This is a genomic window from Paraniabella hibiscisoli, assembly GCF_022512515.1.
In the GTDB taxonomy this organism is placed as follows: Bacteria; Bacteroidota; Bacteroidia; order Chitinophagales; family Chitinophagaceae; genus Niabella; species Niabella hibiscisoli.
In genome coordinates this window covers 1,970,437-1,989,413 of sequence record NZ_JAKWBK010000001.1, presented here as the reverse complement: position 1 = coordinate 1,989,413, position 18,977 = coordinate 1,970,437, and the positions used below count along the sequence as shown (strand labels likewise).

23 protein-coding genes, 1 tRNA gene and 7 pseudogenes are annotated in these 18,977 nt (G+C 41.4%); 15 read left to right on the top strand and 16 right to left on the bottom strand.

Features of this window, described 5'->3' with window-relative positions; all coding sequences use genetic code 11:
* Nucleotides 1-33 precede the first annotated feature (33 nt).
* The 7 genes and pseudogenes from clpX to MKP07_RS12560 all read right to left on the bottom strand — a co-directional run bounded on the left by clpX (nt 34) and on the right by MKP07_RS12560 (nt 3,840).
* Complete coding sequence (clpX, locus tag MKP07_RS12585; RefSeq protein ID WP_240847506.1) at nt 34-1,062, bottom strand: ATP-dependent Clp protease ATP-binding subunit ClpX; 1,029 nt, start codon at nt 1,060-1,062, stop codon at nt 34-36.
* Nucleotides 1,063-1,070: 8 nt separating this feature from the next.
* The gene (locus MKP07_RS12580; RefSeq protein ID WP_240847505.1) at nt 1,071-1,292 is read right to left on the bottom strand and encodes a ClpX C4-type zinc finger protein; all 222 of its coding nucleotides are present in this window, start codon (nt 1,290-1,292) and stop codon (nt 1,071-1,073) included.
* Between the two features lie 146 nt (nt 1,293-1,438).
* Complete coding sequence (locus MKP07_RS12575) at nt 1,439-2,095, bottom strand: ClpP family protease (RefSeq protein ID WP_240847504.1); 657 nt, start codon at nt 2,093-2,095, stop codon at nt 1,439-1,441.
* A gap of 8 nt (nt 2,096-2,103) precedes the next feature.
* Nucleotides 2,104-2,784 (bottom strand): ClpP family protease, encoded by a 681-nt coding sequence (locus MKP07_RS12570; protein WP_262919279.1) that lies wholly within the window; start codon nt 2,782-2,784, stop codon nt 2,104-2,106.
* A 190-nt stretch (nt 2,785-2,974) separates the two neighbouring features.
* Complete coding sequence (locus MKP07_RS12565; RefSeq protein ID WP_240847503.1) at nt 2,975-3,169, bottom strand: hypothetical protein; 195 nt, start codon at nt 3,167-3,169, stop codon at nt 2,975-2,977.
* Between the two features lie 38 nt (nt 3,170-3,207).
* A pseudogene (locus tag MKP07_RS42440) lies at nt 3,208-3,279 on the bottom strand (hypothetical protein); the annotation flags it as partial.
* Nucleotides 3,280-3,357: 78 nt separating this feature from the next.
* The gene (locus MKP07_RS12560) at nt 3,358-3,840 is read right to left on the bottom strand and encodes a diacylglycerol/lipid kinase family protein (RefSeq protein ID WP_240847502.1); all 483 of its coding nucleotides are present in this window, start codon (nt 3,838-3,840) and stop codon (nt 3,358-3,360) included.
* 12 nt (nt 3,841-3,852) lie between these two features.
* On the opposite strand from MKP07_RS12560, the gene MKP07_RS12555 reads away from it, so the two are divergent.
* Complete coding sequence (locus MKP07_RS12555; RefSeq protein WP_240847501.1) at nt 3,853-4,317, top strand: hypothetical protein; 465 nt, start codon at nt 3,853-3,855, stop codon at nt 4,315-4,317.
* 11 nt (nt 4,318-4,328) lie between these two features.
* Nucleotides 4,329-4,814: a phosphatase domain-containing protein gene (locus tag MKP07_RS12550; RefSeq protein WP_240847500.1), complete on the top strand. Its 486-nt coding sequence runs from the start codon at nt 4,329-4,331 to the stop codon at nt 4,812-4,814.
* A 92-nt stretch (nt 4,815-4,906) separates the two neighbouring features.
* Here MKP07_RS12550 and MKP07_RS12545 read toward each other — a convergent pair whose 3' ends face one another.
* The 3 genes and pseudogenes from MKP07_RS12545 to MKP07_RS12535 all read right to left on the bottom strand — a co-directional run bounded on the left by MKP07_RS12545 (nt 4,907) and on the right by MKP07_RS12535 (nt 6,511).
* Nucleotides 4,907-5,836 (bottom strand): trigger factor, encoded by a 930-nt coding sequence (locus MKP07_RS12545; protein WP_240850798.1) that lies wholly within the window; start codon nt 5,834-5,836, stop codon nt 4,907-4,909.
* A gap of 78 nt (nt 5,837-5,914) precedes the next feature.
* A pseudogene (locus MKP07_RS12540) lies at nt 5,915-6,303 on the bottom strand (trigger factor); the annotation flags it as partial.
* A 126-nt stretch (nt 6,304-6,429) separates the two neighbouring features.
* Nucleotides 6,430-6,511: transfer RNA gene (locus tag MKP07_RS12535), tRNA-Leu, on the bottom strand.
* A 287-nt stretch (nt 6,512-6,798) separates the two neighbouring features.
* Here MKP07_RS12535 and MKP07_RS42435 point away from each other — a divergent pair.
* From MKP07_RS42435 to MKP07_RS38425, 8 genes and pseudogenes are all read left to right on the top strand, one after another.
* Nucleotides 6,799-7,847: pseudogene (locus tag MKP07_RS42435) on the top strand (RelA/SpoT family protein); the annotation flags it as partial.
* 212 nt (nt 7,848-8,059) lie between these two features.
* Nucleotides 8,060-8,146, top strand: a pseudogene (locus MKP07_RS41125) (TGS domain-containing protein); the annotation flags it as partial.
* Between the two features lie 9 nt (nt 8,147-8,155).
* The gene (locus MKP07_RS12520; protein ID WP_240850796.1) at nt 8,156-9,043 is read left to right on the top strand and encodes an ACT domain-containing protein; all 888 of its coding nucleotides are present in this window, start codon (nt 8,156-8,158) and stop codon (nt 9,041-9,043) included.
* Nucleotides 9,044-9,224: 181 nt separating this feature from the next.
* Nucleotides 9,225-9,668: an adenylosuccinate synthetase gene (locus tag MKP07_RS12515; protein ID WP_240847499.1), complete on the top strand. Its 444-nt coding sequence runs from the start codon at nt 9,225-9,227 to the stop codon at nt 9,666-9,668.
* Nucleotides 9,635-10,488, top strand: a pseudogene (locus MKP07_RS12505) (adenylosuccinate synthetase). Before MKP07_RS12515 ends, MKP07_RS12505 begins: the two are co-directional and overlap by 34 nt.
* Before the next feature lie 262 nt (nt 10,489-10,750).
* Nucleotides 10,751-10,966, top strand: a complete 216-nt coding sequence (locus MKP07_RS12500) for a hypothetical protein (RefSeq protein ID WP_240847496.1) — start codon at nt 10,751-10,753, stop codon at nt 10,964-10,966.
* A gap of 25 nt (nt 10,967-10,991) precedes the next feature.
* Nucleotides 10,992-12,110, top strand: a complete 1,119-nt coding sequence (locus tag MKP07_RS38430) for an anthranilate synthase component I family protein (protein ID WP_262919276.1) — start codon at nt 10,992-10,994, stop codon at nt 12,108-12,110.
* 13 nt (nt 12,111-12,123) lie between these two features.
* On the top strand, nt 12,124-12,255 hold the full coding sequence (locus MKP07_RS38425) for a chorismate-binding protein (protein ID WP_262919275.1): 132 nt from the start codon (nt 12,124-12,126) through the stop codon (nt 12,253-12,255).
* On the opposite strand, the gene MKP07_RS12490 is transcribed toward MKP07_RS38425, so the two are convergent.
* Genes MKP07_RS12490 through MKP07_RS12480 form a run of 4 tightly spaced genes read right to left on the bottom strand, consistent with a single transcriptional unit; the run spans nt 12,244 to nt 13,631 of the window.
* On the bottom strand, nt 12,244-12,444 hold the full coding sequence (locus tag MKP07_RS12490) for a hypothetical protein (protein WP_240847495.1): 201 nt from the start codon (nt 12,442-12,444) through the stop codon (nt 12,244-12,246). The genes MKP07_RS38425 and MKP07_RS12490 overlap by 12 nt on opposite strands.
* Nucleotides 12,410-12,583, bottom strand: coding sequence for a Fic family protein (locus MKP07_RS42430; RefSeq protein WP_394803650.1), 174 nt, complete (start codon nt 12,581-12,583; stop codon nt 12,410-12,412). The genes MKP07_RS12490 and MKP07_RS42430 overlap by 35 nt, the downstream gene beginning before the upstream one ends.
* Nucleotides 12,584-12,624: 41 nt before the next feature.
* Nucleotides 12,625-12,819: a hypothetical protein gene (locus tag MKP07_RS12485; protein WP_240847494.1), complete on the bottom strand. Its 195-nt coding sequence runs from the start codon at nt 12,817-12,819 to the stop codon at nt 12,625-12,627.
* Between the two features lie 32 nt (nt 12,820-12,851).
* Entirely contained in the window at nt 12,852-13,631 is a 780-nt protein-coding gene (locus tag MKP07_RS12480) for a class I SAM-dependent methyltransferase (protein WP_240847493.1), read from the bottom strand.
* 188 nt (nt 13,632-13,819) lie between these two features.
* On the opposite strand from MKP07_RS12480, the gene MKP07_RS12475 reads away from it, so the two are divergent.
* On the top strand, nt 13,820-13,999 hold the full coding sequence (locus tag MKP07_RS12475; protein ID WP_240847492.1) for a hypothetical protein: 180 nt from the start codon (nt 13,820-13,822) through the stop codon (nt 13,997-13,999).
* Complete coding sequence (locus tag MKP07_RS12470; RefSeq protein ID WP_240847491.1) at nt 13,996-14,550, top strand: alpha/beta hydrolase-fold protein; 555 nt, start codon at nt 13,996-13,998, stop codon at nt 14,548-14,550. The genes MKP07_RS12475 and MKP07_RS12470 overlap by 4 nt, the downstream gene beginning before the upstream one ends.
* Before the next feature lie 59 nt (nt 14,551-14,609).
* Here MKP07_RS12470 and aat read toward each other — a convergent pair.
* Both aat and MKP07_RS12460 read right to left on the bottom strand, forming a co-directional pair.
* Nucleotides 14,610-15,247, bottom strand: a pseudogene (gene aat / locus MKP07_RS12465) (leucyl/phenylalanyl-tRNA--protein transferase).
* Nucleotides 15,248-15,294: 47 nt separating this feature from the next.
* The gene (locus tag MKP07_RS12460) at nt 15,295-15,588 is read right to left on the bottom strand and encodes an ATP-dependent Clp protease adaptor ClpS (RefSeq protein WP_240847490.1); all 294 of its coding nucleotides are present in this window, start codon (nt 15,586-15,588) and stop codon (nt 15,295-15,297) included.
* Between the two features lie 115 nt (nt 15,589-15,703).
* Here MKP07_RS12460 and MKP07_RS12455 point away from each other — a divergent pair, with 115 nt between their 5' ends.
* The 3 genes and pseudogenes from MKP07_RS12455 to MKP07_RS12445 all read left to right on the top strand — a co-directional run bounded on the left by MKP07_RS12455 (nt 15,704) and on the right by MKP07_RS12445 (nt 18,796).
* A complete protein-coding gene (locus MKP07_RS12455) occupies nt 15,704-16,123 on the top strand; it encodes a hypothetical protein (RefSeq protein ID WP_240847489.1) in 420 nt (139 codons plus the stop codon).
* Nucleotides 16,124-16,291: 168 nt separating this feature from the next.
* Nucleotides 16,292-17,970, top strand: a pseudogene (locus tag MKP07_RS12450) (GMC oxidoreductase).
* Between the two features lie 142 nt (nt 17,971-18,112).
* A complete protein-coding gene (locus tag MKP07_RS12445; protein WP_240847488.1) occupies nt 18,113-18,796 on the top strand; it encodes a gluconate 2-dehydrogenase subunit 3 family protein in 684 nt (227 codons plus the stop codon).
* Nucleotides 18,797-18,977 lie beyond the last annotated feature (181 nt).

Sequence of the window (18,977 nt, the reverse complement as noted above, 5' to 3'; positions counted from 1 at the left end):
AATTTTATTTTGAATTTACAATAGGATATTTTGTTAAGCTGCTTTTACCAACCCCATCTTACTCTTGCTGAATTTACGCTCGGCGTAGTCTTTGGTAAGCGTAAAGGACTTTTCAGAAGAAGAAGGCAGTTCATACATGGCATCCGTAAGTATACTCTCACAAATGCTTCTCAGGCCCCTGGCCCCCAGTTTATATTCTACCGCTTTTTCAACCATGAAATCGTATACCTCTTTCTCCACCTTTAACTCAATACCTTCCAGTTCAAATAGCTTCTTATACTGCTTCATTAAAGCGTTCTTCGGCTCTGTAAGAATGTCCCTGAGCGTGTCTGCATCCAATGGCTCCAGGTGGGTTACTACAGGCAACCTTCCTAAAAGCTCGGGGATTAATCCAAAGGTTTTCAAATCCTGCGAATTGACGAACTTCAACAGGTTCTTTTTCATCTCCTCCTGTTGGGCCTTATCCACATTAAAACCGATCGTATTGGTTTGAATCCGGCGACCGATAATCCTATCTACTCCATCAAAAGCACCACCACAAATAAATAAGATATTGTGTGTATTTACCTTGATCAGCTTCTGATCAGGATGCTTGCGGCCTCCCTGTGGCGGAACCAAAACATCAGTCCCTTCCAGCAGTTTCAGCAGCCCCTGTTGTACCCCTTCACCACTTACATCGCGGGTAATGCTTGGATTATCGCTTTTACGGGCTACTTTATCGATCTCATCAATGTATACAATACCACGCTCAGCAGCCTCCACGTCATAATTACAAACCTGTAACAAACGGGTCAAAATACTCTCTACATCTTCACCTACATAACCGGCTTCAGTAAACACGGTTGCATCCACAATTGCAAAAGGCACATTCAACACTTTAGCAATACTTCGCGCCAGCAAAGTTTTACCCGTACCGGTTTCTCCAACCATTACGATATTGCTTTTTTCAATCTCCACTTCATTATGTGGATCGATATCTCTACCAGACCGTTGTTTTAACCTTTTAAAATGATTATAAACGGCAACTGCCAATACTTTCTTGGCATCGTCCTGGCCTATCACATATTCATCTAAAAAGTCTTGATTTCCATGGGCTTTTTCACGTTCAGCGAAAAACCCTGGGCCTGGGGATTTTCTTTAAGATGTAGTTCCTGGTCTATTATTTCCTGGGCATGTTCTACACAATTCTCGCAAATATGACCATCCTGTCCCGCAATAAGTATTTCTACCTCATCGCGGCTACGACCACAAAACGAACAGTGTAAAACAGAACCTGATATTTTTTCCTTCATATATAATCACAAAGTTAAAAAAACCACCTGTAACAAGTGGTTTTTTAAAAAGTATTACCTACTTAAAGTTTTGCTAACAAAATCGATTAATTATTTAAAATTCAATAGATTAATCTACGCAGAGTCTCAAGTAGTTGTTATAAAAGTTATAATTTTTCTACTATTTTGTCCGCGATACCGTATTTGATAGCTTCTTCAGCATCCATCCAGTAGTCGCGGTCGAAATCGCGCATGATCTCCTCTATGGTTTTACCGCAGTTGTCCGCGAGTATTTTCGCACCGATATGTTTTACACGCTGCGTCTGTTTAGCCTGTATTTCCAGGTCAGAGCTCACACCACGTATATAGCCGCCCAATGATGGCTGGTGGATCATTACTTCTCCATGAGGATAAATGTAACGGTTACCTTTCTCACCTCCGCTTAACAGGATACTTCCCATGGAAGCCGCCAGGCCCATACAAATGGTGTGCACCGGGCTGGTGATCATTTTCATAGTATCATATATTACCATTCCGCTGGTAACCACTCCACCCGGGCTGTTGATGTAGAAATTGATCGGCGTACCAGGCTTGTCTGCTTCCAGCAATAATAGCTTGGTCGTTACTTCGCGGGCGCTTTTATCATCTACCACACCCCACAAATACACGGCTCTTTTATCAAAGAACATCTGCTCCAGACGCTTATTCAACATCATCAAATCATCGCGCTTATCTTGTGGCTCTTTGGGCTCTTCTTCTTCACCCTCGTCATCGCTTACGATGGGACGCGCCCATTTATTGTTATATATATTTGAAAAGTTCATTGTATTACTTATTTCTTTTTGTTAACTAATAACACTTCATCGATCAAGCCGTATTCTTTTGCTTCGGGAGCAGTCATCCATTTATCACGTTCAAAATCTCTTTCAATTTGCTCAATAGGTTTGCCGGTATGGTCGTTCACGATTTCATACAGATCATTTTTAAGCTTGCGGATTTCGTTCACCGTAATTTCGATATCGCTGGCTTGTCCTCCGATAGCGCCACTTGGCTGATGCATCATAATACGGGAATGTTTCAGTGCTGCACGCTTGCCCTTGGTACCTGCCCCCAGTAACACACAGGCCATAGAAGCTGCCATTCCGATACAAATAGTTGCCACATCAGGCGATACGTACTGCATAGTATCATAAACACCTAATCCGGCATATACGCTGCCACCCGGGCTGTTGATATACATATTGATATCGCGCACACGGTCAGTACTGTCGAGAAACAATAGCTGGGCAGTGATAATGTTGGCCACTTCGTCGGTAACAGGATAGCCCAAAAATATGATACGATCCATCATGAGCCGGCTATAAACATCCATAACCGCTACATTCATGGGACGCTCCTCTATTATATTAGGCGTAAGTGCTGTAACCAAATGATTACCGTAGCTATGCAGGGTATTACTTGAAATGCCCTTATGCTTTACGGCGTATTTTTCAAATTCTGAATTAAAGGTCATAAGTCTCTAAAATTGATTATTAGTAAACGTACATAAAATTTTTCATTCGGTTTAAACCCTAATAATGAAAAATGTACAAGTGGATGCGATCAAATATCTATCCACTTACAAAAACACAAAAAAACTGTGACATGTTGACTGAATGGCCGGTATTATATGGGCCAATTGGGCAGTTATCGTTCAGATCAGGCTAAATTGAAGGCAGCATAATTTGCAGGTTGCCAGGTTGGATAACTGCTGTTATTTTATCTACTTTCCCGATGTATTCACCATCTACCTGGAAATGCGCCCGGTGTTTGGCCAGTATGTCCACAGACCTGGTTTGATGAATCTCGATATTCTTATTGTCGAAACCCAGGAGAGCATGATCTTTACAAATCCCCAAAATGTAAGGCGTTTTACTACCACAATTTCGAATAAGCCGTCATCAATTTCGCCATCCGGGTTAATAACAGCACCGGTACCATACTTGCCTGCATTGGCAATAACGACCATAATGGCTTTGTGGCAAAAGCTTTTTCCTCTTTTTTATGGTCACTTCTAATATCTGCCTCCGCACTATTGTTTTCCAGGCTACTTTAAAATAACCGATTTTCCCCGGGTATCACCATCTTCAAAATTTTTGATCAGCTGCGCGTTAATACCAACATCGCTTAAATGCAGGCAAAGGTGCTTATTATTCAAAAGAATGGTATCCATACTTGTTTGCCTGCCACTTTCAATTATTTGCAGGGCTTCTTCAAGCTTTGCAGGTATCATCAGCTCTTTGGCCATTCCATTGGCAGAGCCGGCAGGCACAATACCCAGGATTATATCTGTACCCTTTATAGATTTTGCAACCAGCGAAATTGTACCGTCGCCGCCAACCGCAACTACTTTAGTTGCTTTGGCACTTTTTATGTACTGATCAAGCGAATCGCAATCAACGGGATCAGGAAGATAGTAAAAATCCAATGTTACGTCTTTCTCTTTGAAATAGGATTCAATATCTGTCTGCCAGTCGTTATTGTTTTCGCCCGAGCTTTCATTTACTACAAATAAAATTTTGTCCTGCATAAAATATACTACGTGTTTAAAGAAGCCATTCATAAAAAATTACACCTCATCAAAAAGCCTCATTTGAAGGTTTACGAAGGTTTTGGCAACAGCACTCACTGCACATTGATGGGCCATGCATTAACACAGTCTGCATCACCCAGGGAAATCTACAAAAACGGCTTTTTCCACAATACCCTTGCATTGCTCAAAACATTTATGATAAAAACAATGCCAGATGCATTGATCGAGGTAAAATGGCAAGGAAAGATAGTTGAAACCAATGCGGCAGCGGATGGATTTTTTATTGTTGATTTGCCCAACGAACAGCCGCTGGAGCCCGGCAAATACAAGGTAGAAGTGGCACTAAAAGGTAACGCTGACCAGCAATTGTTGAACACCGCGATTTCCCATATCATAATACCCCAAACCAATCAGTTCGCTTTTATTTCAGACATCGATGATACTTTCTTAATATCCCATTCGAGTCTATTTTAAAGCGCCTGAAATTGCTACTGACCCGTAATGCACATAGTCGTAAACCCTTTGACGGGGTAGTGAAACACTACCAGGCTTTGCAATTGGCCCAAACAACTTATGACAAGCCCAATCCATTCTTTTACGTAAGCAGCAGTGAATGGAATTTATACGATTTTATCAGAAAGTTTATTGAAAAGAATGCTATGCCTGATGGGATTTGCCTTTTGAATCAAATACAGAACCTCTCCAATGTGTTCAAAAGCGGACAGAAAAATCACGCGAGTAAATTTGCGCGTATCGTAAGAATTTTGGAAGCTTATCCCACCCAACGTTTTGTTTTACTGGGAGATGATTCTCAACACGACCCTTACATATATAGCTCGCTGGTAAAAAATTTCCCGGAGCTTATTTCCTGTGTTTATATAAGATGTGTGGGCAGGCGGCGAAAGCAGGCGGTAATGGTTGAGTTGGATCAGGTCTCGGGCAGAGATCCCTGTTTGTTACTTTTTAGATAGTAGCGAGGCGCTAAAACATTCTGAAAGCATTGGGCTGACTCCATAAAAAAGGCGCTTAAAAAGCGCCTTAGAATTAATATATTAAACCTCCATTAACGGTGAGCGTGTTGATGCTCGTTTACCATTTTAGAGAAGTCTTCAGCACTGATTTGCTGTGCAACAGGTTTGATCTGTGTTTCAGCCCACTCAAATACTTTCTGAGACTGGATACGGTTGTAAGCATCTTCTACATACTTACGATCCTTCATCATCCTGTCTATATAATCATTCACCCATGGCTGTTCTGTATCGTTCGGCATCATGCCACCCATATAGCTGAACAACTGTGCCTGGGCGAAAGCTTTTAATTCATCCTGTTTTACCTCGATCTTCTGGTCTCTCATAATTTTTTCAGAGATCAGCGTCCATTTTAACTGGTTCAGGAAAGTAGGCATTTCCTGGTCGATCTGCTCTTCAGTTTTAGCAGGTTGACCTTCCTGCTCCTGCGCATTCTGTGTGATCAGCCATTTACGTAGAAATGGTTCAGGGAATGAAATAGTTGTATTCTCTACCAGTTTATGGAAGATCTGGTCCTGGATCTGGTTACGGCTTTGAGAAGCCCAGTAATTGAAAGCCTGATCTTTTACAGCCGCACGGAAATCTTCTTCAGTCTTTACATTACCATCCGGGAAAAGCTGATTGAAGAACTCCTCATTCAACTCTCTTTTTTCCAGTTCAGATACTTTAGTGATGTCTAGTTTGAAAGTTTTCTTTTTATCTGATTCGTTATCCTTGTTCAGGCCCAAATCAGAAGCGATAAATTCTAATTCTTTATCTTCAAAAGCATCAGCTAAAATAATATTGAAGCTATCGCCCGCTTTTTTACCGTTCAGTTCTTTTTGAACCGCTTCGGCAAAATAGCTTAACAGCAAAGAGTTATCTTTTTTAAGACCTCCTTCAACCACATTTCCGTCAGCATCTACCTCTTCAAATGTTACGTTTAAAACATTGTTGGCTCCGTCTACTGCTTCTTTATCTGTCATATTACCGTAGCGGTTCTGAAGTCTTTCAATTTCTTCATTCAGCATCTCATCAGTAATATCGATATTATAGCCGGTAATGTCAGCTTTTGCTAAATCAGCTAATTCAAACTCGGGTTTCAAACCGATTTCAAAATTAAAAGTATATTCTCCCGGATTGTTCAGATCAAATGCGGGCACTTCCATTTCCATAGGAAGCGGTTGCCCAAAAATCTCGGCTTTTTCTGTTTGCAGATGATTAATCAGTTCTTTATCAACAGACTTTAATATTTCGTCGGTAAATAAAGAAGGACCATACATTTTTTGATCAAACCAGCAGGAACCTTACCAGGTCTGAAACCTTGTATGCTTGCCTTTTTGCTGTATTCTTTTAGAGATTTTTCGAAAGAAGGGAAATAATCGGCCTTGTCAATTTTTACACTGATCTTTTCGTGTAACTGGCCTATTGATTCTTTAGTAATTGTAGCCATGATTGTGTTTAAAATTAAAAAGTTTAAAGTTCAAGGTTACTGACTTTAAACCTGCCCCTGCCCGTCCGGTCAGGCGGGCGTCCGATCAGGCGGGCTTTTAACCTAAAACATTAAACATTTATAAAGTCCGGATGAAGGGACTCGAACCCCCACACCTTGCGGCATCAGATCCTAAGTCTGACGTGTCTACCAATTTCACCACATCCGGAAAGAACAAAATCCCGATATTTCATCGGAAGGGCAGCAAAAGTACGGCTTTTATTTAATATTGCAATTTTTAATTCACAGCTTTAACGCGTAATGCTTCCGCAGCGGTTATAAAGCAAAATATGCCTTGTAATGCAATTTGTTATCACAATTTATGACATGATTATTGCAGTGCAACTAACATCTTTCTTGCTTTGAAATTGTTATATTTCTATATATTACATTTATAAAGCCGCATACAGCGCATATTAGATAAGTTATATAAAGAACAGACGCAGCAGACAGACAATGAAGACTATAGAGCAAAAACCTAAATACAACTTAAACGAAGAGGAAGAAAAAAAGCTTATTGTGAGAGAGTATCGCTCCTTACTGCGGCTCCTTAAGGATAAGCTGAAACCGGGAGATAAAGACTTAATACGTCGTGCCTTTGAAATGGCGGCAGAAGCGCATAGCAGTATGCGCCGCAAAAGTGGCGAACCCTATATCTTACACCCCATTGCAGTAGCTAAAATTTGCGTAGAGGAAATTGGACTGGGGGTGCGCTCTACTATTTGTGCTCTTTTGCACGACACAGTGGAAGATACGGACGTCACACTACAGGATATTGAAAAAGAATTTGGCTCTGAGATTTCGCGCATTGTAGATGGGTTGACCAAGATCTCCAATGTTATTGACACCACTACATCTCAGCAGGCTGATAATTTCAAAAGATCTTGCTAACACTTACCGATGACCCCCGGGTTATTTTGATCAAGCTGGCCGATCGCCTCAACAATATGCGCACCATGGACAGCATGAAGCGCGAAAAGCAGCTAAAGATATCCTCCGAAACAGTTTACATTTTTGCACCGCTTGCCCACAGGATGGGCTTATATGGCATAAAAACCGAATTCGAGGATCTGGCGATGAAATACCTGGAACCGGATATTTATAAAGATATCGCCAGGAGATTGGCCGAATCAAGAAGAGAGCGCACCCGATACATAAATGAGTTTATCAAGCCGATCAGGGAAAAACTGGAAAAAAACCATTTTAATTTTGAGATTTACGGGCGCCCCAAAAACATTCACTCCATCTGGAATAAGATGAAGAAAAAGCAGGTTTCTTTTGAAGAAGTCTACGATCTTTTTGCCATCCGTATTATACTAGATAGCCCACAGGAAAAAGAAAAAGAGGAATGCTGGAAGGTTTACTCGTTGATCACAGATGAGTACACTCCTTCTATCGAGCGTTTACGCGATTGGGTGAGCAATCCAAAAGCCAATGGTTATGAGGCATTGCACACAACGGTAATGGGTCCCCGCGGTAAATGGGTTGAAGTGCAGATCCGCACCAAACGCATGAACGAAATAGCGGAAAAGGGCCTCGCGGCGCATTGGAAATACAAAGAAGGTACCGCCAGCGAAAACCGCTTTGACAAATGGTTCCAGCAAATAAGAGAGTCGCTTAATAACGAAGACCTGGACAGCGTTAATTTTCTGCAGGACTTTAAAACGAGCTTCCTGACCGAGGAAATTTATGTTTATACGCCGAAGGGGATATTAAAATGTTACCGGCAGGTAGCAGCGCACTTGATTTTGCTTTTGCTATTCACTCTGCCATTGGGGCCAAAACGATTGGCGCCAAAGTCAATCATAAATTGGTGCCTATCAGTCACAAACTTAGCAGCGGGGACCAGATTGAAATCATTACCAGTAACAAGCAAACACCTTCGGAAGACTGGTTAAAATTTGTAGTAACCGCAAAGGCTAAGAACAAGGTAAAAGAAGCCCTGAAGGAGGAGAAGAAGAAGGTGGCCGACGAAGGAAAATACACCCTGCAGCGGAAGTTTGAAGGGATGGGCGTTACTATGTACCAGGGTAATATTGAAACAATTGCCCAGTTTTATAAGCTTCAGTCTAACCTGGAATTATTTTACCAGATAGCTATAAAAAATATTGACTTAAGAGAACTAAGAGACTTTAAAGTACATGGCGACCGTTTAGAAGCGCCGCAGCCTGTCAGAATTACAGAAATAAAACATGAAACGCCTCATGCAACGCCGGCTCATAATCCCAAAGATGCTGAGTTAATTATTTTTGGAGAAAGCAGTGACAAAATCATGTACAACCTGGCTAATTGCTGTAAACCAATACCGGGTGATGACGTTTTTGGCTTTGTTACTACAGGAAAAGGCCTTACTATTCACAGAACCAACTGCCCCAACGCGGCTAAATTGATGGCCAACTACGGGCACCGCATTGTAAAAACCAAATGGGCTAAAAACAAAGAGATTTCGTTCCTTACAGGTGTTAGAATAATAGGTATTGACGATGTGGGTATGGTGAGTAAGATCACTAATCTTATTTCAGGAGATTTAAAGATCAATATTGCCGCACTCACTATTGAGGCAACCGAAGGAGTATTTGAGGGCAATATCAAAGTTTTCGTTCACGACAAGGAGGAATTGGATGTGTTGGTAAACAGGCTGCTGGAAGTGGGAGGAATAGAATCGGTTGAACGTTTTGATACGGAAGATTTACCAAAATAACAGGCGTTAGTTCAAAATATTCTACAATTACCTGCCGAGAAAGTATCATAGGCGTATGAATAGTGCTGATACAGGATCGGCGGCATTTTTATATATTTTTCAACAGTCCATTTGATTTTCTTTTTCGTAATCCGAACCCTTATTTTTGCACTTCAATTTTTAAAACCAAAAAATACAATAGATGGTAGATGTAATTTTAGGGCTACAGTGGGGTGATGAGGGGAAAGGTAAAATTGTGGATTATTTTGCTAAGGATTACGATGTTATAGCCCGTTTTCAGGGTGGCCCTAACGCTGGTCACACTTTATACAAGGATGGCAAGAAACTGGTGCTGCACCAGATACCATCAGGTATTTTTCACGAAGGAAAAATAAACATCATTGGTAATGGTGTTGTGTTAGATCCTATTACACTTAAAAAAGAATGCGAAAAGGTAGCAGAGTTTGGTATTGATCTTAAAAAGAACCTTTTCATTTCAGAACGTACCAATATCATTGTACCTACTCACAGGGCGCTGGATAAGGCTTCGGAGCAGGCAAAAGGTAAAAGCAAAATCGGTTCAACACTGAAAAAGGCATCGGCCCTGCTTACATGGATAAAACCGGCAGAAATGCTTTACGCGTAGGTGATTTACTGCAGGACAATTTCAAAGAATTGTACGAGCAGCTGCGTCAGAAGCACCAGGTAATGATCAATACATATCATTTTACCGAAGATATCAGTACCGATGAAAAAGAATTTTTCGAAGCAGTAGAGTTTTTGAAGGAACTGAATATCGTTAACGGTGAATATTTCCTGAACAAGCTTATAAAAGAAGGAAAAAAGTACTGGCCGAAGGCGCGCAGGGAAGTATGTTGGATATTGATTTTGGTACATTCCCATTTGTAACCTCTTCTAATACTATTTCAGCCGGCGTTTGCAGTGGTTTGGGTATCGCACCTCAGCACATAAAAGAGGTTATTGGTATTACCAAGGCTTATTGCACCCGTGTAGGTAGCGGCCCCTTCCCTACGGAGCTGGAAAATGCAGACGGGCAAAAACTGCGTGATGTAGGTAATGAATATGGCGCAACAACAGGCAGACCGCGCCGTTGCGGTTGGATTGACCTGGTAGCTTTAGACTTTGCCTGCATGATTAATGGTGTTACTAAAATTGTAATGACTAAAGCAGATGTACTGGACAGTTTTGAAGAATTGCAGGTTTGCACAGCTTACAGCAAAGGAGGCAAAGAATTAACGGAAATTCCTTTGCGCCTCGACTTGGATCACTATGTTCCCGTATTGGAGAAATTTGAAGGCTGGAATACCGATATCACCCAGATAAAAGACTTTGAGACACTTCCTGAAAAAGCAAAATCCTATATCGCTTTTATTAATAAATACCTGGGCGTAAACGTAGATTTTATATCGAACGGACCGGAAAGAGATCAACTGATCGTTGTATAATTTTTTTGGAAAAATTATTTTTAAAAATTTGGCTATTTAAAAACTTAGAATAAAATTTACAGTATAATTTATTAGATCATGGCGAAATCAAATAAATCCAAAGCAAGTGAAACGGATAAGGCTTACGATGAAGAAAAGCCTGTAAAAAAACTTCATCAAAATCGAAAAACGAAGAAGACTTTGACGAGGACGAAGACTTCCTTGACGAAGAAGCAACCCCTAAAAAGGAAAAGCTGCTAAAGGAGAGGATGACGATGATGATGTGGAAGACCAGGATGACGATTGGGAAAAGCCCGAAGAAAGCGAAGATTGGGACAAAGACTTTGACGAATTCGATCTTCCAAAATCAAAAGGTAAATCTGGCGGCGGCAAAAAATCTTTTGATGATGACGACGACTTTAAAGTTGACGATGAGTTCAAAGATTTGTTTGGCGGCGGTGGTAAGGACGATTTCGATGACGAAGATGATGATTATTAATAAACCTTTTATTTGATCAGCTCAATTGCACAGCAATTTTGTAGTAGAAGATATTAATGTTTTTAAACAAAAAGTGTTGAATTGGTTAAAACAGTTCAACACTTTTTGCTTTTTAGACAGCAGCCAATACCAGGGCGAGTACGACTTCGTGGTTGCGGCAGGTGCTAATGCCATGTTTCAATCTTCCGAAACCAATGCACTGGAAGGGTTCCGGGCATTTAACAACCAAAGTAAGCGATGGCTGTTTGGACATTTAGGATATGAGCTGAACACCTCCGAAAAAATCAGCCATTCCGAAAAAGAAGACGCCCTTCTCTTTCCCAACATATTTTTCTTCGAACCAGAGATTCTGATAACCTGTAAGGCCCATAGGCTTGCGATTGAAGCTAACGATCCTGCTGAGGTATTTACGACTATTAACAAGGCTTCTGTAGCGGTTGCAAAAGGCGAAGAAAAGCCACTTCCTCCTGTGCAAAGCAGGATGACGCGCGAAGCATATATTGCCACCATTGAGCAATTAAAAAAACATATACAACGTGGCGATTGTTATGAGATCAATTTTTGCCAGGAATTTTTTATTGACCAGGCAGATACAGATCCATTCTTTTTATTCGAAAAACTCAACCAGAAATCACCCAACCCTTTCTCTGCGCTATACCGGCTAGACGATAAATGGTTATTATGCGCCAGCCCGGAAAGATTTATCCGAAAAGAAAATGACCGCATTTTCAGTCAGCCAATAAAAGGCACGCTACGTCGAACAAATGCTACCGATCATTTAGAGGAAGAAAGACAATCGCTGGCTCAAAGTGAAAAAGATCGCGCGGAGAATGTGATGATCGTAGATCTGGTACGCAATGATCTTTCCCGTATCTGTGAAGAAGGTTCTGTGCAGGTAGACGAGCTTTTTGGCATCTATAGCTTTCCGCAGGTACACCAGATGATCTCTACTATCAGCGGAATAGTAAACAAGGGAACAAACTTTGCGGATATTATTAACGCCACTTTCCCCATGGGCTCCATGACCGGTGCACCTAAAATAAAGGTGATGCAGCTGATTGATCAATATGAAAAAAGCAGGCGGGGTATTTTTTCAGGAGCATTAGGCTATATACAACCAGGGGAGATTTCGACTTCAATGTAGTAATCAGAGTATTATGTATAATCAAACTACCCAATACCTTTCTTTTCAGGCTGGCGGAGGAATTACGATTTATAGCGATGCTGAAAAAGAGTGGGAAGAAAGCCTGCTTAAAGCACAGGCAATAAAAGACGTGCTAAACGGCTGATGTGTTAGCTTTGAGCCATTGCACAATATCATCAAATTTAGCTTCCCCGGTTGATACCTTTATAACAAAATCATATAGGTTTACCTCGTTGGCATTTACCTGTTGGGAATACTCCAGCAACAACGTTATTGCAGCCAGAACTCCGGTTCTTTTATTACCATCTACAAAAGGAAAAAGGATGGTTAACAATAATGCTCTCCATTATTGCAGCTGCCTTTTCAAAAGCCGAGGGATATAAATCCACGCCTCCAAAGGTCTGAAACCGTCGTGTTATGGCAGGCTCTAAAAGGCCTTTATCACGTAACCCTTTAGAACCACCATAGTCCATTATTGACAAATCATGCAATACTAGTATATCCTCAAGAGATATCATTGCGCAAGTTTTTGCAATACATTGCCGTATTGCTCTTTAACTTTATTATAATGCTGAGATAGATTTAACGGCTTTTGTTCTTCTTTTGATGATATTTTAGCCAGGTGTTCCAGCACTTCCCTCAGCGCATTTTCGTCTTCCAGCTTTGTAATTTCTTTTATCGCTGCCAATTGCATTTCCAGTACACTCATATCTTAATCATTTAGTACTCAAATTTACTAAATTATTTTTCTGCAACGTAAAACAGGTCCAGGCAGTCATTACCAGCTTCTGCAATAAAAAAGTCGCTCATTTTGATCTTGGCCACCATTTCATTATCACTGCTTAGCATCTTTTTACGGTTCCAGCGATTCAGCAAATCATAAGGCACCTGTAATACCCAACGGGGCAAATTGTGCTGAAGATTCAAAAAATCAAAGCGGGTGATCCTTTCCACTGCCTTTTTATTCGCATGATAATATTCCATCGCCGTATCATCACCATATACGCCCAGGGCTTTTACGCTGGCAAAATTCTTTAATAGCAGATCTCTTAATTCGGGGACCAGGTATTCCCTGATATGCCAGGGATTACGTGTGAGCGACATACTTTTATTAGGTGTAGTCACAATCAGCTTACCGCCGGGTTTTAATACACGGTGGATCTCTTTGGTAAATAGTTGATCGTTCTTTATATGCTCAATTACCTGAAAGGTGATCACAAAGTCAAAAGTATTATCCGGAATACCCTCAAAAGGAGGAATATTCATTTTCAGAAACTTGATATTGGAATACTTCTTTAATAGCGGAGCTACATTGTCATTTTCAAACTTATCAATAGTAACAAAACGGTTTACTTTGGAGGCAATTAGCTCAATCCCATAGCCACTTCCAGTGCCAATCTCCAATACATCTCCCGACACCAGTCTGGCTGCCTCATCATAAGCCAACAGTGATCTTTGGTAAACATAGTTATCTGATGCATCCAATTGCGACACTCTTTCCGCGGTTTGTATCAACTTCATTTCCTCAACTTTTTAATAAACGCCAAAATTAGCAGAATCAGGTCGATAACCGGCAGAACTCAGCCTGGTATTATCAATTCTTATCAGCCGCAATTATTCACATTAAACCGTTTTTTATTTTCAAACGGGTAAAATATTGCCGAATATGGCATTAATATTTTATTTTACACAAAACATTAAATTAATATATGAATAGAAAGGTTTTTGGCTGGCACAGTCCATCTTTAAATAAAGAAATGCCCATTGTCAGCTATGGCAATTATGGCTTTGCATTATTGCTGGTACCTACTGCTGCTGCAGATTACCTGGAATATGAGCGTTTTCAACTGATCGATTCACTGGCACCTTTCATTAACGGGGAAAAATGAAAGTGTTTTCAGTAGACAGTGTGAACAACGAAAGCTGGATGAATAATAACATGGCGCCATGGGACAAATCGAATCGCCATGTACAATGGAATAATTATATATACAACGAAGTAATCCCTTACATCAAAAGCGAAACCAGCCCGGACACCCCTGTATTCATTAGCGGCGCTTCATTTGGAGCACTGCACAGTATGAATTTATTCTTAAAACGCCCGGACCTGATCAACGGTGTGATAGCGATGAGCGGCGTTTATGATCTCACCTATTATAGTAACGGCTATATGGATGACAATGTGTACTTCAACAGCCCGCAACATTATATGCCCAATCTTTCAGATCACCATATACTGGAAAACATCAGGCGCAGTAATCATATGCATATTTTAACGGGTAGCGGTTCTTACGAAGATCCCCGGGCAGGCGGAGAGTTTGCAAAAACCTTATATGATAAAGGCATTCCTTACGACTTTGATAACTGGGGCGAAAACTATAAGCATGATTGGCCCACCTGGCGCGATATGTTACCCAATATTTTCTCAACGAGGTTTTAGTTTGTTTCAAAATCCCGGCGATTGCCGGGATTTTTGATTCCTCCGGATTCGCTATACAATTAATGCTTCAACAATTCTTGAAATTCGGTTCCCGCGATCATGACAGCACCAAGGCTCTCCAGGTATTCGGTATGCACCTGACAGTCTATCATCTGTACATCTTCGCTTATCAATTGTTGTACATACCGGGTAAAAGCATACTTGGACGCGTTACTAACCAGGCTAAACATACTTTCTCCAAAAACACTTTCCCCAACCTGATGCCATAAAGCCCACCTACCAGCTTTCCTTCCTGCCAAACCTCCGCACTATGCGCATACCCCAATTCGTGCAGCCTGCAGTAGGCCTCAACTATCTCTTCACCAATCCAGGTACCTGGCTGACCGGGACGGTCTACATTTTTACAATGACTGATCACCTGTCTGAAAGCTTTGTTCACTGTAAACTCAAACGCATTTCGATTCAATAAAGGCTTCAGGCTTTTGCTGATCTTTAATTCTTTAGGGAAAAGCACAAATCTAGGGTCGGGGCACCACCAAAGTATCGGCGGCTGGCTATACCAGGGAAAGATTCCTGACCGGTAGGCAAGCAAAAGCCGCTCATTCGATAAGTCACCGCCAATTGCCAGTAAACCATCTGGTTCGGCTAGGTGAACGGGAGGAAAATGTATGGATTCATCAAGGGCAAAAATTGCCATTATTGTTCTTAAAAATGAGAGATAGAAAAATGAAAAAAGCAGTTAGATTAAGATACCACTTCTTCTACTGTAGCATTAATACCTCTGTCGATAATAGCTTCACACATAGGCTTCAGGTCATCAAAGGGACCATTTTTTACCGCATATTTACCTTTAAAATGAATAATATAAGCACATTGCTCTGCCTGTTCAAAACTATGCCCGCATATTTCCATTAATGTTTCGATCACCCATTCAAAAGTATTCACTTCATCATTCCAAACAATCAGCTGGCAGGATGAAGCTGTGAGCGTCATTACATCCACATCTTCCTGAAACCTTGTATCTGTGTTGTTTTGCATGCTGCAAAGATAATTTTTTTAAAATATCCTTGTTTATTTGAGCCAATGCAACCAATTTTTGCCTGGCGCACTCCTTGTATTTAGCGAGCTAAAATCCGTAATAAAAAAACTTGTAATGAAAAAAATCACAGTGTGCTATTTATTGGCGGCAATCGCCTCATTTTCATTTGCTTCCTGTAGCAAAACCCGCGATGGGCTTGGACTGGATACCATCCGGAATAATGCAAGAGCGGGTAAATGGGAAGTAACGCATCAAATTTACCTGGGTAGTTCTTCCGAACCAACAACTTCCAATAATCTTACAGAGGGAGCTGCATACGCTGAATTTAAATCGGATAATAAGGTTCATTTTTATAACTCCAGTGGTGTGGAAAATCCGGCAGATGCAAAAACTTATTCTTTCCTCGATACAAAGTCCATTCTTTATGGAGGAGACGAATTTAAAATCCAGGAAAACCTGGCCGGCTCTTTTGCAAAAATGACACTTCAGCGTTCTACTGCAACAGGTAGAGAAGTATATATCTTTCAGCGTTAGGAATAATTATAATATATAGCCCGGTTAACCCCGGGCTTTTTCATGCTCCAAAGGAAAATATTTTCACATACAGGTTGATTTCGGTGTTTTTGAATATCTTTAAAACCTGCTTGCAATGAAACAGCTTGTTATACTATTCGAAAACTATATTTAAAAGAAAACTTCTATATGGCAGATAACACTTATGACGCTATTGTTATTGGCAGTGGTATTTCGGGAGGATGGGCCGCAAAGGAACTGACCGAAAAAGGATTGAAAACCATTATGCTGGAACGAGGGCGTGATATTAAGCACGTACAGGACTACGTAAATGCTAATAAAAATCCCTGGGATTTCCCACATCGTGGCGGACGTACACAGGAAATGATCAAAGATCATCCGGTTTTAAAAAGAGACTATCCTTTAAATGAAACCAATCTTGATTATTGGGTAAATGAAAAAGAATGCCCTTACACCGAAACCAAGCGCTTTGACTGGTACCGTGGCTACCATGTAGGGGGACGGTCATTAATGTGGGGACGTCAAAGCTATCGCCATAGTGATATCGACTTTGAGGCAAATGCCAAGGACGGAGTGGGCGTAGACTGGCCCATTCGGCACGCAGAACTGGACGCCTGGTATACTTATGCAGAAAAATTTGCGGGTATTAATGGTACCAACGAAGATTTTCCGGGATATCCGAATGGTCACCTGATGCCGGCTATGCCGATGAACTGTGTAGAGAAAGATGTAGCAGACCGGTTAAAAAACATTACAAAGGCTCGCGTATTATGACGAACGCAAGGGTTGCCAATATTACACAGCCGTTGCCTGGTCGGACAGCCTGCCAATATCGCAATAAATGCTGGCTGGGATGTCCATTCGGTGCTTATTTCAGTACGCAATCTTCTACCCTGCCTGCGGCTATGAAAACCGGTAATCTTACACTAAGACCGTTTTCCATTGTAACAAAGATCATTTACGATAAAGACACGCAGAAAGCAAAAGGGGTGGAGATCATTGATGCGGAAACAAACCAAACCTATGAGTATTTTGCTAAAGTGGTTTTTGTTTGCGCCTCTGCAATGAACTCTACCTGGGTGCTGATGAACTCCGCAACAGATGTGTGGGAAGGTGGTTTGGGCAGCAGCAGCGGCGAGTTAGGTCATAACTTGATGGACCATCATTTCCGTTGTGGCGCTTCGGGTAAAGTAGAGGGATACGAAGATAAATACTACTTCGGGCGCAAGCCAGGTGGTATCTATATCCCGCGTTTCAGAAATATTGGTAATGATAAAAGAGAGTACCTGCGTGGCTTTGGCTACCAGGGTGGCGCCAGCCGTCAGAACTGGCAGCGTACTATTGCAGAATATAGTGTAGGCGCTGAGTTGAAAGAAGCATTATCTGAACCCGGATCATGGACCATGGGTCTAGGTGCGTTCGGAGAGATACTGCCTTATCATGACAATAAAATAACGCTGGATAAGAATGTGAAAGACAAATGGGGCTTGCCGGTTTTGAATATCGACGCAGAGATCAAAGAAAATGAAATGAAAATGCGTGCCGATATGATGAATGATGCTGCTGAAATGCTGGAGGCAGCCGGGTTGAAAGATGTACATACTTATGATAGTGTATACGGCTTTGGCCAGGGCATACATGAAATGGGCACCGCCCGTATGGGACGTGATCCTAAAACCTCTGTACTAAACGGCAACAACCAGGTATGGGATGCTAAAAATGTATTTGTAACCGATGGCGCCTGCATGACCAGTGCGGCTTGTGTGAACCCATCACTTACATATATGGCACTTACCGCCCGCGCAGCAGATTTTGCAGTAAACGAACTTAAGAAAGGAAATTTGTAACAAAGTACGCAATTGACGAGCACACTATTGGGCCACTTCAATCGCAAGCTTACTAATAAACTAAGTATCACTTTAAACGACAGAGTAGATTTTCAGGACCATCATCCGTCAACTATCATCTGTCATCTTTAAATAAATTAACATGAACAGAAGACAAGCAGTACAAAAAGTTGCGCTACTAGTGGGCGGCACTGTTTTGGGAGCAGAATTGTTCATTCAGACGGGTTGTAAAACCACCCCTAAAAAAGAAGCCGCTGAAGCAGGGGCCGAAGTACTTCCTGATTTTTTCACCAAGGATGAAATAGCTTACCTGGATGAAATAGCGGAAACTATTTTACCCAAAACAACAACTCCTGGAGCCAAAGATGCTAGAGTGGGCGAATTTATGCATGCGATGGTACGCGATTGTTATACACCGCAGGACCAGCAAGTTTTTAAAGACGGACTTAGTACCATCGAGAAAATAAGCAAGGATAAATACAAGAATGGCTTTATGCAAATGCAGCCACAGCAAAGAACAGAATTGCTGACGGCCCTCGATAAAGAGGCTAAAGAATATACCGGCACGGACGATTATAAAACGAAGCAAGCGGCGCTCGATAAAGAAGAAAATGCCAAGGATTCGGTAGAAAGATCGAAAGGAAACTTCGGCTATGGAAAAGCGCGTATGTCAAAACATTATTTTAGTATGATGAAGGAATTGACATTACTGGGCTTCTTTACTTCTGAGCCGGGCGCTACGAAAGCATTGCGTTATTCTGCCGTTCCGGGGAAATATGATGGCTGCATGCCTTATCAAAAAGGCGATAAAGGATGGGCTACTTAGGGAAGAGGACGGTTGACAGATTCAATAGTTGACGGGAAATTTCCTCAAAACATTTAAAATAAAATGCCCGGAGTTACACGCTCCGGGCATTTTTAGTTTTTCACTAGTATCAAAAATTCTTTCGCGTCAACCACAAGTAGTGAGCTAATTAACAAGTTAAAATAGTTGACTAGGGGCGACC

Excerpts from the sequence above, each read along its gene's own strand:
- MKP07_RS12445 (WP_240847488.1), top strand. The coding sequence starts at position 18,113 with ATGAACAGAAGACAAGCAGTACAAAAAGTTGCGCTACTAGTGGGCGGC.
- MKP07_RS12570 (WP_262919279.1), bottom strand. The coding sequence starts at position 2,784 with ATGACCTTTAATTCAGAATTTGAAAAATACGCCGTAAAGCATAAGGGC.
- MKP07_RS12480 (WP_240847493.1), bottom strand. The coding sequence starts at position 13,631 with ATGAAGTTGATACAAACCGCGGAAAGAGTGTCGCAATTGGATGCATCA.
- MKP07_RS12455 (WP_240847489.1), top strand. The coding sequence starts at position 15,704 with ATGAAAAAAATCACAGTGTGCTATTTATTGGCGGCAATCGCCTCATTT.
- MKP07_RS12575 (WP_240847504.1), bottom strand. The coding sequence starts at position 2,095 with ATGAACTTTTCAAATATATATAACAATAAATGGGCGCGTCCCATCGTA.
- MKP07_RS12545 (WP_240850798.1), bottom strand. The coding sequence starts at position 5,836 with ATGACAGATAAAGAAGCAGTAGACGGAGCCAACAATGTTTTAAACGTA.
- MKP07_RS12475 (WP_240847492.1), top strand. The coding sequence starts at position 13,820 with ATGAATAGAAAGGTTTTTGGCTGGCACAGTCCATCTTTAAATAAAGAA.
- MKP07_RS12460 (WP_240847490.1), bottom strand. The coding sequence starts at position 15,588 with ATGCAAAACAACACAGATACAAGGTTTCAGGAAGATGTGGATGTAATG.
- MKP07_RS12485 (WP_240847494.1), bottom strand. The coding sequence starts at position 12,819 with ATGAGTGTACTGGAAATGCAATTGGCAGCGATAAAAGAAATTACAAAG.
- MKP07_RS12515 (WP_240847499.1), top strand. The coding sequence starts at position 9,225 with ATGGTAGATGTAATTTTAGGGCTACAGTGGGGTGATGAGGGGAAAGGT.
- MKP07_RS12560 (WP_240847502.1), bottom strand. The coding sequence starts at position 3,840 with ATGCAGGACAAAATTTTATTTGTAGTAAATGAAAGCTCGGGCGAAAAC.
- MKP07_RS12470 (WP_240847491.1), top strand. The coding sequence starts at position 13,996 with ATGAAAGTGTTTTCAGTAGACAGTGTGAACAACGAAAGCTGGATGAAT.
- MKP07_RS12580 (WP_240847505.1), bottom strand. The coding sequence starts at position 1,292 with ATGAAGGAAAAAATATCAGGTTCTGTTTTACACTGTTCGTTTTGTGGT.
- MKP07_RS42430 (WP_394803650.1), bottom strand. The coding sequence starts at position 12,583 with ATGGACTATGGTGGTTCTAAAGGGTTACGTGATAAAGGCCTTTTAGAG.
- MKP07_RS38425 (WP_262919275.1), top strand. The coding sequence starts at position 12,124 with ATGTATAATCAAACTACCCAATACCTTTCTTTTCAGGCTGGCGGAGGA.